The 13,271-nt window shown below is 34.2% G+C and carries 13 protein-coding genes and 1 pseudogene; 9 read left to right on the top strand and 5 right to left on the bottom strand.

Features of this window, described 5'->3' with window-relative positions; translation table 11 throughout:
* Window positions 1-36 precede the first annotated feature (36 nt).
* From Bccel_RS24840 to Bccel_RS24830, 3 genes are all read right to left on the bottom strand, one after another.
* Window positions 37-939, bottom strand: coding sequence for an IS982 family transposase (locus Bccel_RS24840; RefSeq protein WP_050753351.1), 903 nt, complete (start codon window positions 937-939; stop codon window positions 37-39).
* 265 nt (window positions 940-1,204) lie between these two features.
* Window positions 1,205-2,707: an anti-sigma factor domain-containing protein gene (locus Bccel_RS24835; RefSeq protein ID WP_036945975.1), complete on the bottom strand. Its 1,503-nt coding sequence runs from the start codon at window positions 2,705-2,707 to the stop codon at window positions 1,205-1,207.
* Window positions 2,704-3,456, bottom strand: a complete 753-nt coding sequence (locus tag Bccel_RS24830; protein WP_036945973.1) for a hypothetical protein — start codon at window positions 3,454-3,456, stop codon at window positions 2,704-2,706. Before Bccel_RS24830 ends, Bccel_RS24835 begins: the two co-directional genes overlap by 4 nt.
* A 113-nt stretch (window positions 3,457-3,569) precedes the next feature.
* Here Bccel_RS24830 and Bccel_RS24825 point away from each other — a divergent pair, with 113 nt between their 5' ends.
* The 4 genes and pseudogenes from Bccel_RS24825 to Bccel_RS32680 form a co-directional block, all read left to right on the top strand.
* Entirely contained in the window at window positions 3,570-4,061 is a 492-nt protein-coding gene (locus Bccel_RS24825; RefSeq protein WP_050753820.1) for a hypothetical protein, read from the top strand.
* 19 nt (window positions 4,062-4,080) lie between these two features.
* A complete protein-coding gene (locus Bccel_RS24820) occupies window positions 4,081-4,413 on the top strand; it encodes an IS110 family transposase (RefSeq protein ID WP_050753819.1) in 333 nt (110 codons plus the stop codon).
* A gap of 164 nt (window positions 4,414-4,577) precedes the next feature.
* Window positions 4,578-4,862 carry a hypothetical protein gene (locus Bccel_RS24815; RefSeq protein WP_036945768.1) on the top strand — a complete coding sequence of 95 codons (285 nt, stop codon included), beginning with the start codon at window positions 4,578-4,580 and terminating at the stop codon, window positions 4,860-4,862.
* Window positions 4,863-5,033: 171 nt separating this feature from the next.
* A pseudogene (locus Bccel_RS32680) lies at window positions 5,034-5,474 on the top strand (RHS repeat-associated core domain-containing protein); the annotation flags it as partial.
* Between the two features lie 275 nt (window positions 5,475-5,749).
* Here the strand turns inward: Bccel_RS32680 and Bccel_RS32890 are convergent.
* Window positions 5,750-5,902, bottom strand: coding sequence for a hypothetical protein (locus Bccel_RS32890; protein WP_242853218.1), 153 nt, complete (start codon window positions 5,900-5,902; stop codon window positions 5,750-5,752).
* Between the two features lie 398 nt (window positions 5,903-6,300).
* Between Bccel_RS32890 and Bccel_RS24805 the strand changes: the two genes are divergently transcribed.
* The 3 genes from Bccel_RS24805 to Bccel_RS24795 are packed head-to-tail and all read left to right on the top strand — an operon-like array spanning window position 6,301 to window position 9,207.
* Complete coding sequence (locus Bccel_RS24805) at window positions 6,301-7,488, top strand: quaternary amine ABC transporter ATP-binding protein (RefSeq protein ID WP_036945764.1); 1,188 nt, start codon at window positions 6,301-6,303, stop codon at window positions 7,486-7,488.
* Window positions 7,489-7,495: 7 nt separating this feature from the next.
* Complete coding sequence (locus Bccel_RS24800; protein ID WP_036945762.1) at window positions 7,496-8,326, top strand: ABC transporter permease; 831 nt, start codon at window positions 7,496-7,498, stop codon at window positions 8,324-8,326.
* Between the two features lie 20 nt (window positions 8,327-8,346).
* Entirely contained in the window at window positions 8,347-9,207 is an 861-nt protein-coding gene (locus Bccel_RS24795) for a glycine betaine ABC transporter substrate-binding protein (protein WP_036945760.1), read from the top strand.
* A 194-nt stretch (window positions 9,208-9,401) separates the two neighbouring features.
* Here Bccel_RS24795 and Bccel_RS32885 read toward each other — a convergent pair whose 3' ends face one another.
* Window positions 9,402-9,674, bottom strand: a complete 273-nt coding sequence (locus Bccel_RS32885; RefSeq protein WP_050753818.1) for an RHS repeat-associated core domain-containing protein — start codon at window positions 9,672-9,674, stop codon at window positions 9,402-9,404.
* Between the two features lie 236 nt (window positions 9,675-9,910).
* On the opposite strand from Bccel_RS32885, the gene Bccel_RS30475 reads away from it, so the two are divergent.
* Window positions 9,911-10,048 (top strand): hypothetical protein, encoded by a 138-nt coding sequence (locus Bccel_RS30475; RefSeq protein ID WP_154673522.1) that lies wholly within the window; start codon window positions 9,911-9,913, stop codon window positions 10,046-10,048.
* 409 nt (window positions 10,049-10,457) lie between these two features.
* Entirely contained in the window at window positions 10,458-13,175 is a 2,718-nt protein-coding gene (locus Bccel_RS24785) for an HD domain-containing phosphohydrolase (RefSeq protein ID WP_050753817.1), read from the top strand.
* Window positions 13,176-13,271 lie beyond the last annotated feature (96 nt).

Genomic DNA, 13,271 nt, shown 5'->3' with positions numbered 1-13,271 from the left:
TTGAATTCTGAAGCCTTTTTATTATGAAAAGCAACCTTAGAGTGTGGCAACAAGAATGCTTTTACTAAACTTTAAGCTTGGTTTGCTCGGCAAAAAGCTATACGCAGCAATACCAGCTACAACATTAGTTAAAAAGTTTGTAAAGCTTCTATGCCTAGTATGTTCAATCTGGCAAGTATTTTTCAGAAAATCATTTATTGTCTCAATAAGAGCTCGCTTTCTGAGTAGAAGCTTTTCTTCTATATCAATTAGCTTATTTTTCATGTTCTTTTTTATCTTGGTTATTAGCTTTATCCCTCGATCATACAACTTTTTAAACAAAGGCTGTGATAAATAGCCCTTATCTCCAAAAAGTTTTCCAAATAGATCTTTTGTAAGTATATCTATCACCTTTGAGTCTCTATCGTCTGTATCACCTGGTGTTAAAAAGAACGATAAAATTTCTCCTATTTCATTTACTACAATGTGCAGCTTAAACCCGTAGAACCAACCTGTAGAAGATTTACCTCTCTGAGCAATATCTTTAAAAACTTTGTGAGAGTGAATCCTCCTGTTATCACAAACATCTAATGTCGTAGAGTCAATAAAGGAAATTCCTGTTGTCTTGCCTAGTCTAAACTTTTGTGTGTATAATATTAATGGAATTAGTGCTTGCTGCATTAACTCTACAAACCTTGTATAACTTACAAGGCTCGTAAAGTACCCACTTAATCTTTTACAAACAAATTCTTTATAATAATGCTTAAAGTTTCTATAACTCGAATGATGAAAATATATTGTTATTGTTATTACTTCACTTAGTGTCATCATTCTTGAAATGTTAAAGAGGTTAGGTTCCTTCAGTCTATTATCAGTAACCAAATGATGCTTTAAATAGTTGTTGAGCCTAATGCAAAAATCATCAGTATCGCAGAAAATTTTAATAAGTAAATCTTCCATGAAGCTCCATCTCCCTCTGTTAAATTTGTTTTGCCAACATTGATTATACAGATTCGGACAGGAGCTTCATTTTTCATTTCTGTTTCATTCTTATTACAATCATATTATCGAACTCACGTTATAATATTTAGTTTAGTTAATTGTTTTTATCCCCAAAAACTTACCCTCCTTTCTGGACAAAAACTTATATTAACTATATCTCTAATTTAATGTGCTATAATGTTTACCGTCTTACAACTTAATTATTCAAACCTTAAATATCTATCTAATTCCATGAAATACTGTCAATATAAACATCTCCTGAAAAATTTTTATCTTTTGCAGCAATTTTTACTCCTATTCTTCGAATAGGTAATATTTCATCATCCAGTACTTTTAACTTAATTGTATTCCACTTGTTTGGAGTAAGCTGGGAGTAAAAATTCCAGTTTCCAGTCCACTCCCAGTTGGCATCTTGATAAAATGCTTCAACTGCTGTTATTTCAGTAGTGTCAGGAATCCACACATGAAATGTAATTGTTGTTCCATACTTTATACTCGGATCAACCTTTGAAGTGTCTATATATTCGTCTTCTCCAGGTCTCATACGGATTTTTAAGCTCTTAGTTCCTGCATACGCATTATCGGAGCTGCTATAAAATTCAATTGCATTTGTAATTTTAAAATCCTGGATACCGTTTTCAAAATTGTACTGTGCTGTATCAGTCTCTTTTGGCATATCTGAAGGAATTATTATCTGCGTCGGCTTTAATGTAAAAGTTGGAGTTATATAATATACAGGTGTTTTGTATGTGCTAGGAGTAACTTTTACTCTTCCAGTAACTTCAGGAGTAAATTTGGGTTGTAGCGTATTGGAAACAGCATGTGTACTTATAATAGCCTTTGTATTTGTAGCTACTGTAGGAGTCGGAACAATGGGACTATGATCAGTAATTGTCTCACGGAATTTAACAGGTGTAGTTTTAGGCAAAATATTAGTATTTTTTTCATACAATGGTAATAGCCCATTTTTTTTCAATAAATTATACAAATTATCAGACTTTATTTCATCAATTGTTATGGAATTCCCCTTTTTTCTTATCCTTTCATAAACCATGTATTTCCCCAAAGAAATATTGTTTTCCATAGATTTTTCCTTATAATATTCAGGAACTTTAACAATCTCAAATTTGAAATTCCGGCTATAAACTTTATGGAGATCATCTTTTAAATTTTCTAACTCAAAATCCAATCTCTTCTCTGTATTTACCCTGCTTTTTTTAAACTCGCTGGATTTGGGATTGAGAGCTGCCGATACAAGAAGGTAATTTGAGTTTTCTTTGTTTTCATTCAAATAACCTTCTTCAATAGCATTATCTATATATTTTTTTAACGCTTCTGCAAAAGGAATGTTTTCCAAATCTAAATTCTGTGTCAATGCATCAGCATCTTTATTTATTGGACGTACATCCTTTACAACACTCTTACCATCAACAGCAAATTCAATACTTGGATTTATATCAACGTCAATAAAGACCAAAGTTTCACTGCTATAAAAGAATTTAAAATAACCGAAGACAAGCATCAGCAAAGCTGCAACTCCAGCAATAGCTGGCATATAAAAATTTATTCTCCTACGTTTGACAGTCAGTATATCATTATGGGAAAAAAATACTTTTTGTCCTAAAAACATTCCTTCACTTTTTTTAATCCCCATGACCTTGCTTTCAGCAGTCAACACAACTGCTCTATTTTCTTCCAAACCAATTATTAACCCGATGTATTTCATAATGATTCCCCCCTTTCTTCAAAGTGAATGGGAAATGCTTTCAATTCATCCTGATTACTTCTTAAAACCAGGCAAATTGCTATAATAAAGATCCTGTGATTTTCTATTGTTCTCCGGTGAATCTTCAACCGTTCCACCAATTGAGATCGAGGAATTCTCTTGGTATTTATGAATTTTGTATATAAATCCTCGTTTTCCAATATCTCTTTTGCTATTCTTATACATAGACATCTCGTATCCCTGTGTGTAGGCGAATTGCCTATCAAATCATCCCAAGTTATGCCAAACGCCATTAAATTCTGCTGTAAAATCAGAATATCTTCTTTTAGTTCCACTATTTCGTATTGATTTTGTGTATTTGAAGTAAGGTATCTTTGTTCAAAGGATTCTTTATCTTCAATACTTGAAAATGGTATAGTTTTATCGTTTCTTTTTGTACTTCTTAAATAATCAATAATCCTATGATTGATCATAATATATGAGTACCTGTAAAAGTTACCTTTTCTACACAGGTCATAATGATCTATTGCTTCATTAAAAGCAGACAAGCCTATACTGAATTCTTCATCGTTTTTAATATCAATATGTCTTTTTAAAATTTTATATAGTGATTTCATAATAAAAGGCATGCTTTCACTTATAAACCTGTCTCTAAGCTGCAAGTCCCCTTTTCTAATGCTGCCTATTATTTCAATTATCGAATCGATAGAAAATTTATCTCTGTTTTTTAGTAAGTCCAACCCGAACAATAAAACCACTCCTCATTAATAAAGGCGTAAGTATAAAATATTTTTATGTGGCTTATCTGATTTTTTGTTTAATCAAGATATTTCCTATTTGCGACATTCAGCTGGTAGATCTTTTGACCATGGAAGTAATACATCTAAAAAGGATGTGTTTTTACCATCCATATGATGCCTTTTGTGTTGCCAAAGTTTTATTAAATCAATTGGATACCCTTCCAGATGCTTCAATCCATGATGATAGCTGGACTTTGCAGCTTTTAGTATCTCGGCGTAATTCAATAGTCAAGGTACGGGCTGCCTCTAAAAATCAGGTTCACAGCTACATTTCGCATCATTATCCAAGCCATCCTAAATTCTTTACGGTAACTTACTGTAAGGCCGGAATGGAATTCTTTCAAAACTTTCCCTCACCGTCAAAGTTAAAAGGCATTACAAAGGAAGAGCTTGCGGAATTTTTGTCTATTCATAGCAGCGGATTTTTGGGAATTGAACATGCAGAAAGGATATTGATGCTTGTTGCAAAAGATGGCGATACATCAACGGAATATCAGGAAACAAGGAACTTTATTGTGTCTCATTGTATAAAGGAAATTAAGCATTATAATTAGAGGCAGAGATAAAAAGCATATGAAGCAATTTCCCTACAGGCTTGAAACCATGCCTGGAATTAATACAATAACCACTACTATGCTGATTAGCGAGATTGGGGATATTAGAAGGTTTTCAAGTGCTGATAAAATGTGTCGGTACATTGGAATTAGTCCGGTGGCCTGTTCATCAGGTGACAAGAACAAGAATTTTAGGAATAAGCAGGGTAACAGGCGATTGTATGAGATACTAAGGGATATTGCATCAAGGAATATATGCAAGGGTAGGGATAAGAAAAGCCCGATAAATGAAACTTTTCTTGAGTATTATAATAAGAAGATATCAGAAGGAAAGCACGGAGGCAGGCTTTAATCGCAGTAATGAGGCAGATTGCAAAGGTTATTTATTCAATGATGGTTCATCAAAGGGAGTACATAAAACCAACAGTTTCCAAAACAGAAAATGCATGATAGTATATATATGAGCCTTGTTTTTACAGGGCTTTTATATATGCTGTCATGCATAGGAGATGACCTATGAAAAAGATTATAATTGCGGTATTAACTTGTATATTGCTTGTTGCAATGTTTCTGACCAATCCAGATAAAACTGATTTTAATAGCTGGATTGTGAAAAAAAGTTTAGAGAATAGGACTTCTGATGTAAGTATGTTATATATGTTTGCACCTTCATCAGATTTCTTTGACTCGTATTCTAACAGAAACAATTTTTATTTGTTCTCCACCTATACTGTTAACGCAAATAATAATGTCTACCATTATATTGGAATATTTAAATTGTTTTTAATGTTACCTATTTAAAAGGGTTTAATAAATAATATTGAACAATAATGAAGTGCTATATTACCTAATTAAGGCCACGGGGATGTTACAGCATTAGTGGATGGCAAAGGTGCAGTGGTGAATCGGTATCAGTATGATGCGTTTGGTTATACAGTTGAAGCTGTTGAGAAAGTGTAGAATAGGTTCAGGTATGCAGGGGAGCAGTACGATCAGGTTACAGGCCAGTACTATTTATGTGCCAGGTTCTACAACCAGGTTGTAGGTAGGTTTACGCAAGAGGATACCTATAGAGGCGATGGATTAAACCTCTATTCATATGTTAAGAATAATCCCATCAACTACGTTGAGCCTACAGGTCATTGGGGTGATGCCGTTCATCATGGCGTTACTTCAAGAATAGCAAGTAAAATGCTTGATAATCCTCAATATGGAGAAATAGTTGGAAAAGCTAATACAGGTGTTGACTCAAGCCCAATGACCAGTCCATTCACTAAAGCAACACAGCACTGGCATTTCGATCATAACAAAGGTACTGGTGTAGATACAAGATCACTCAAAGGTATATGGGGTCCTGGAGCGGAGATGTTATTGAAATATCAACAAGAAATTTTTATTCGTTTTTGCCCATAGGTTTCATATGATTCTTTGTGTATTTTATTTATTAGTTCAATTAATTCTTTATCATTCTTCTTTCTTTTACGTTCAGGCCTTTTTAGCCATTCATAAAATGAGCTCCTTGAGATATTTAATATTTGGCACATCTTCAGAACGCAAAATTTGGAGCTATTTTCCTTAATAAACTTATATTTTACTTCACGTCTCGACTGAATATGGCCATGGCTTTTTTTAATATTCGCAGTTCTTAATCCTCAGGTCAAAGATTACCTTTCCCTGGAAATGCATCTTCACCATGCTGGTGATACTTTCTTATCCAATCTCTTATTGTTGTTTCTGTTACTCCAATGCATTGCTACTTCTCTTACTGCCTTTTGTTTTTCTGTAACCAACTTTATTATTTCTTTCTTATATTCAGTTGTAAAATTAGTGTTTGCTGCCATTGTTGGACACATCCGTTCTTTTCTCTATTATACTAGCTTTCTATGTGTCCATCAAATTGGGTGTACTCCATTATTAAATTCCTTCATTTTTTAATATAAAATCTCTTTCATCACTTATATAACAGTATCAAACTAAGTTAATTCCTGCATAATAACCATTTGGAATAGTCATAATAAATTTATCATCTGGGATAATTCGAAAATTCATGATTTATATGTTTAATACAAATTATTATAAATCAAGCATTTTGAAACGCCTGATGAGCAGATTGTTAATTTTATAAAACTTATTACTTTTAAATTATTGTCATAAAGGCATACGTCTTTTGAAAAATATGTTTTTCTGAGATAACACATAATACATTAGAAAAAATTACAACTCTATTAGGAGGACACAAATGAATAAACTGGAAGTTAAAAATCTAATAAAAATATTCGGACATAATTCAAAAGACGCATTAAAACGTTTAAAATCCGGAGAAGATAAGGAAAAGATATTAAGAGAAACAGGTGCAACAGTTGGAGTTAACCAGGCTTCCTTTAGTGTAAATGAAGGAGAATTTTTTGTAATTATGGGTTTGTCGGGAAGCGGAAAATCTACATTGATCCGTCTTATAAACAGACTTATTGAGCCTACTGCCGGTGAAATCTTTATAGATGGTGAAGACATAACGAAAATGGATGCAGATAAATTGATAAATACACGTCGTAAAAAGCTTGGTATGGTATTCCAGCATTTTGGACTCCTACCCCATAGAACAATTCTGAGTAATGTAGAATTCGGATTGGAGATCCAAGGTGTTCCACGGGAAGAAAGGGCCGAAAGAGCAATAAAAACAATTGAAGCTGTAGGACTTAAAGGGTATGAGCATAGTTATCCAAGACAATTAAGCGGCGGAATGCAGCAACGTGTTGGTTTAGCTCGTGCTTTAGCAAATGATACCGATATCCTCCTGATGGACGAAGCATTTAGTGCACTTGACCCCTTGATCAGAAAAGAGATGCAGGACGAGCTTATAAACCTGGTAGGCAAACTAAAAAAAACTGTCCTATTTATTACTCACGACCTTGATGAAGCATTAAAACTTGGAGATAAGATTGCTATCATGAAAAACGGCAGAATAGTCCAGATCGGAACATCTGAAGAAATTCTTACAAACCCGGCTAATGAATATGTATCAAACTTTGTCGAGGACGTTGATAGATCAAAGGTTTTAGTGGCTTCACAGGTCATGAGAAAACCTGACCTTGTTACCACATGGAGGGGAGGTCCCCGCCTTGCTGTTCATAAAATGGAGGAAGCCGGTCTATCCAGTATTTTTGTTGTTGATAAGAACAAAAATCTTAAAGGTATTTTAACTATTGATGATGCCCTGAAAGCTGTGGAGGATAACAAATGGGTTGAAGATGTTTTAAGATCTGACTTTCATACTACATCTCCAAACACACCCTTAAGCGATTTGATTGGGATTGCTGCAGATACAAAATTTCCTATTGCTGTTGTAGAAGAAACCAAGCTATTGGGTATTATTGTTCGTGTTTCTATTCTATCCGGATTGGCACTAGGAAAGAAAAAGGAGGTTTAGGCAATTAATGAACTACTTTAATTTACCTGTTGAAAAATGGACCAATATATTTGTTAATGATTGGCTCATACCTACTTTGGGTGATTTCTTTAACAGTATTAGCGATATAATAGGTGGATTTATAGATTTAATCACCAATATTTTCACCAAAATACCTCCGGAATTGATGGCAATCATAATTATCATTTTGGCTTGGAAATTTGCAGGCAGATGGGTTGCGTTATTCTCCGCCATAGGCTTTCTCTATTTAGGCTCCGTTGATATATGGCGGGAAGCTATGCAGACATTATCAGTGGTAGTTGTTGCCACAATCCTTTCAATTATTGTTGGCATTCCTATAGGTATTATAACTTCCAAATCCAAAACAGTTGACCGCATAGTGCGACCTATTCTGGACTTCATGCAGACTTTGCCAAGTTTTGTATATTTAATTCCAGCCATACTCCTATTCGGGCTTGGAAACGTTCCAGCGGTTATTTCTACTTTTATATTTGCAACACCTCCGTCGGTACGTATGACAAACCTTGGTATAAGACAGATTCCCAACGATGTTATGGAAGCTGCTCAAGCCTTTGGTGCCACACAAAAACAATTACTACTAAAAGTTCAACTGCCATTGGCTATCCCAACCATTATGGCAGGAATCAATCAAACTATCATGCTGGCACTTTCAATGGCAGTCATTGCCTCAATGATAGGCGCTCCAGGCCTTGGTTCACTGGTTCTTTCAGGAATATCAAGCGTTAATGTTGGTAAAGGTCTGGTTGGCGGTTTGGGAATTGTAGTTCTTGCAATTATTCTCGACAGGATAACCCAGGGACTGGGACAAAAAAAGTAATAAATACAAGGAGAATTTCTATGTTAAAATTTATCAAAATTTTCATTATGTCTTTTTTAATTATATGTTCTTCAATAGGATGCGGCAGCAATAATGCCGCCTCTCCCAAAAACATAACGCTGACAATGGGTGTAACACCTTGGTCAAGCACTGTACCTCCTACCAAAATAGCAAAGTCTATTTTGGTAAATATGGGATATAAAGTTGAAGAAATCAGTGCAGACGCTGGGGGTGTCTATGCAGGGTTATCAAAAGGTGATATAGATATTTTCATGGATTCCTGGCTGCCGGACATGCACAAAAATTATATGAATACATTCGGCAGAACCATTGATGATGTATCTGTAAGTTATCCAAACGGGGAATTAGGTTGGGTGGTTCCTACCTATGTTGAAGGTATTGATTCAGTGGCGGATATTAAGGGAAAAGAAAGCCTTTTTGACAAAAAGATATATGGTATTGAAGAAGGGGCCGGCATGACTATGACATCAAAAGAGATGATCAAGGCATACGGCTTGGATTTGGAGTATGTTGCATCAAGTGAAGGTGCAATGCTGGCTCAGGCATCAAAATTAATCGCAAGCAAAAAACCCGTTATTTGCCTTGGCTGGCGTCCCCACCCCATGTTTGTTAAATACCAACTGAAAGTATTAAAAGACCCAAAGGGATTTTTCAAAACATCAGAAGTACACGTACTTACAAATAACAAATTAAAAAACAAAGCACCTGAAGCGTATAATTTTTTAAGCAAGTGGAACATTGATGTAAGTGAAATTGAAAAAATGATAGTTGAAATCGATAATGGAATCTCCCCTGAAGATGTTGCAAAAGCATGGATTGATAAAAATAAAGATAAGGTGGACAAAATGCTGGGAACTTAATTAATTGATAAACATATACCTTGATTTATATAGGAGCTTAATGCTCCTTTTAATTCATTATAAAAGAAATTTTAATGTATATGAATGGTGTAATTAATGTTGGATTTTCTAATAAGTTAGATGCTATACTTTCAGTAACTCCTCTATGAACAGCATCGCCCCAATGTCCTGTAGGATCGACATATTTAATCGGATTATTTCGAACATATGAATAAAGATTCATTCCGTCTCTTCTGAAGGTGTTCTTGTGTGAACCTTCCTACAACTGGGTTATAGAATCTTGTGCTAAGGTAGTATTGACCAGTCACAGAGTCAAACTGTTCCCCAGCATACCTAAATCTATTCTGTACTTTCTCAACAGCTTCAACTGTATTACCAAATGCATCATACTGATACTGGAGTACATCCAATTTGATGGACACATAGAAAGCTTGTATAATAGACAAAAGAACGGATGTGTCCAACAATGGCAGCAAACACCCAGGTATGGAATCATTCTATCAATGAGTTGTTCCTACAAATCATAAAAGAAGCTGAGGTCTGCCTTAAACGGCTAGTTTGGCCTTATAAAGTGAAGACAATTTCGCGGTGCAAGTAGAGAGGGACGCTGTGAATTTCGACATACGTGAATTGCATTGGATTTTCGTCCCAAAGGTAGCAATAGTGATGTTCATAAGTATCATTTTTTCAAGAGAGGCATCCGGTGTCTTCAATGTTCACATGGAAAAGTATATTCCTCGTTAGAATTGTTGGATACAGTAGGGATTTTGCATTGAAAAAATCACATGACCAAGGAATGATCGGAAATAGAGTAAAGGAAAGCCTTAGCAGCTTTAATTAATGATCCTAGTAGATAGCCTATTGGTAATCTGGACAGTAAAACCGGCACAGAGATTCTTGAGCTGTTAAGGGAAATCAACATAAAAAGCATTACCATTCTTATTGTTACCCAATTGGATGAATCCACCTGGTACGGAAATAGTATAATCATGCTAAAGGATGGGAAATCGTGTCTTAAGCTTATTAAATAGTTTGGCAAAAATAATACAGAAGTCCAACAGAGAAAAATACCAAAAATATCATCATGAACTAACTCTATATATATATTAATAAAACTAGAATTTATCCGATATTAAAAGTGTATAGAGTCTTCGTATTATACGGCATTGATCTAATCATGCACTTCATGTAATTTTAGATACTGTTTGCTTTGGCTGTTCTTCATATGTAAAAATTAGGGAGGATTTCGAATGAGTTTAAGAAAAAAAATAAACTTCATTTTGTTCTTTTCTGTTTTGGTTTGTCCATTTTTTGGATTTAGTACTTCTATATTGCAAGGTGAAAGTCTAACAAATATCCCCATCGCGGTTTTTATATACATACTGGTATTTTCTATACTAGGTTCTACCGTGATTAATTACAAACTAACACCCATCATAAAATACTTGGATTCAAAACAAGAAAATCTTAAACAAGTAGCAAGAAATAATATAAAATTCATTGAAAACTTTTTTATTGTATTTTTGATAGTGTATAATACTGTGGGGTTATTTTCAACTTTCCTTTCGGGTAATAAACAACAATATAGTGCTGCAATTGTCCTTTTAGGAGGGCTTCCTCAGTTGTTTTTTCTTTGTATTTCATTAACATTTATACTAATATATTATCTTGAAAAAGAAACATCTGAGCTGGGGGTTCACCAAGGTAAGGGATATATAAATTATAAAATGAAATTTTTTAGTATTTCGATAATTATTCCTATGGCTATTATCCTTCAACTCACAATAACATGTTTAACTATCGTATCTTCAATTCGATTAACGGTAGACCAAAACATTAACAATAATAACCAAATATCAAGTGAAATATATAAAGAAAAGATAGAATTATTTCAAAATGAATTAAGAGAAACATATTCAAAACAAATGCAAAAAATTGTGTATTCAAATGTAATGTCAATTGCAATGCTTATTATCGTATTTATAATTTCCTTAAGAGTAGTATATACGCCAATCAGGGATGTAATCCTGGCATTTAGAAGTCTTGCCAATAATGATAGCGGATTATCCACTTCAATAAAAATCAGTTCAAAGGATGAAATCGGACAAGTAGTTGATAATTTTAATAACTTTGTTCTAAGATTGAAACAGTTGGATAAACTAAAAGATGAGTTTTTAGCAAATGTTTCACATGAGCTTCGAACACCCATCAATAGTATTATTGGCCTCACTGAATCATTGGTTGACGGTGTGGCGGGGGAACCCAACCCCAAAATGAAAGAGAATCTCAATATGATTATTTCCAGTAGCAAGAGACTTTCCAGTCTTATCAATGATATCCTTGACTTCTCAAAGCTAAAAAGCAACGATATTGCAATATCCAGTAAAAATATTGACTTAAAGCAGGCTTCTGAGATGGTTTTAAACATTTTAAAATCACTGACATCTACAAGAAATATTGCGTTGAAAAATGAAATTCCCGATGATATCCCTTGTGCTTTTGCCGATGAAAACAGGGTTCAGCAAATTTTGTTTAATTTATTAGGAAATGCCATCAAATTTACCAGTGAAGGTTACGTTAAGATCAGAGCGGAACAAAAAGATGAGTGGATTTTTATATATATTGAAGATACAGGGATTGGGATTCCAAAAGAAAAGTGCTTGGACATATTTAAATCCTTCGAACAGGTAGACAGCTCTATTGAAAGAAAATATGGGGGTACTGGACTCGGACTTGCCATTTCAAAACAACTGGTTGAGATCCATGGAGGCACAATATGGGTAGATTCAGAGCTTGGAGTAGGCTCAAAATTTGGTTTTACGCTACCTGTAGGCCAAAAGTCGCAAAACATTCCATTGGAACCCCAATTACTAACAAAGTTTGAATATGAAGAAAGTGCTATTATAACCAATTTTTTCGAAGTTCCTTATGAGGAAGCAGAATATCGAGTTCTTGTGGTAGATGATGAAAAAGTAAACAGACAGGTTTTGTTTAACCACTTATCATTAGAGCACTATCATGTATCTTTTGCAGAAAGCGGAATTGAAGCATTGGAAATTTTAAATGAAAGGGAATATGACCTAGTTTTTTTGGATATTATGATGCCCAAAATGTCAGGATATGATGTATGTAAAAAAATTAGAGAAAAATTTAACCTTTTTGAACTCCCTGTGTTAATGCTCACTGCTAAAAATCAGCCCAAAGATTTAGTTGCAGGATTTGAGGCTGGGGCTAATGATTATGTTAATAAACCTTTTGATAAAAAAGAACTTTTATCCAGAACCAAAACACTGCTTCTTTTAAATCATTCGATTAGAGACATTTTAAAGCTTAACGAAGAGATTAATGAGACCCAGAGCGAAATGATATATACGCTGGGAGAAGCAGCAGAAGCCCGTTCAAGAGAAACAGGGTATCATGTGAAAAGAGTGGCGGAATACTCCTATTTACTAGCCATAAAGATTGGCTTTTCTCAGGAAGAAGCCAATATGTTAAAACTTGTTTCGCCCATGCATGATATAGGAAAGATAGCTATAGCGGATGAAATTTTAAATAAGCCCGGAAAACTTACTCCGCAAGAATATGAAATTATCAAAAACCATGTAGAAATCGGATACAATATGATTAATAAATCAAATAGAAAAATGTTGAAGCTTGCCTCTATAATCGCCTATGAGCATCACGAGAAATATGACGGTACGGGGTATCCAAGAGGATTAAAAGGAGAGGAAATAAGTATTTATGGAAGAATTTTAGCTTTGGCAGATGTGTTTGATGCACTGGCCAGTGATCGTGTATATAAGAAAGCCTGGGAAATGGATCGAATATTGGAATTAATAAAAAATGAAAGAGGAAAGCATTTTGATCCTCAATTGGTTGACGTATTTTTTGAAAATCTCAGTGAATTCATTGAAATAAAAAATAAATATGTTGAGGCTATCCAAAATGAGTCAGTGACTATTGGCTAAAAATATACTATAGATATTCACTTTAAAATTAAATCTATCCAGATGTACATGTTTATAATACCAACACTTTAAGTTGATAAAGCTTATCTTCAAAAA

The organism is Pseudobacteroides cellulosolvens ATCC 35603 = DSM 2933, assembly GCF_001262605.1.
GTDB classification, from domain to species: Bacteria; Bacillota; Clostridia; order Acetivibrionales; family DSM-2933; genus Pseudobacteroides; species Pseudobacteroides cellulosolvens.
Note: the sequence above shows the minus strand (reverse complement) of the source record. Positions and strands in the feature narration are given on the sequence as shown.

Coding starts and splice junctions, on each gene's coding strand:
- Bccel_RS24840 (WP_050753351.1), bottom strand. CDS start 939: ATGGAAGATTTACTTATTAAAATTTTCTGCGATACTGATGATTTTTGC.
- Bccel_RS24835 (WP_036945975.1), bottom strand. CDS start 2,707: ATGAAATACATCGGGTTAATAATTGGTTTGGAAGAAAATAGAGCAGTT.
- Bccel_RS24820 (WP_050753819.1), top strand. CDS start 4,081: ATGAAGCAATTTCCCTACAGGCTTGAAACCATGCCTGGAATTAATACA.
- Bccel_RS24815 (WP_036945768.1), top strand. CDS start 4,578: ATGAAAAAGATTATAATTGCGGTATTAACTTGTATATTGCTTGTTGCA.
- Bccel_RS32890 (WP_242853218.1), bottom strand. CDS start 5,902: ATGGCAGCAAACACTAATTTTACAACTGAATATAAGAAAGAAATAATA.
- Bccel_RS24805 (WP_036945764.1), top strand. CDS start 6,301: ATGAATAAACTGGAAGTTAAAAATCTAATAAAAATATTCGGACATAAT.
- Bccel_RS24800 (WP_036945762.1), top strand. CDS start 7,496: ATGAACTACTTTAATTTACCTGTTGAAAAATGGACCAATATATTTGTT.
- Bccel_RS24795 (WP_036945760.1), top strand. CDS start 8,347: ATGTTAAAATTTATCAAAATTTTCATTATGTCTTTTTTAATTATATGT.
- Bccel_RS24785 (WP_050753817.1), top strand. CDS start 10,458: ATGAGTTTAAGAAAAAAAATAAACTTCATTTTGTTCTTTTCTGTTTTG.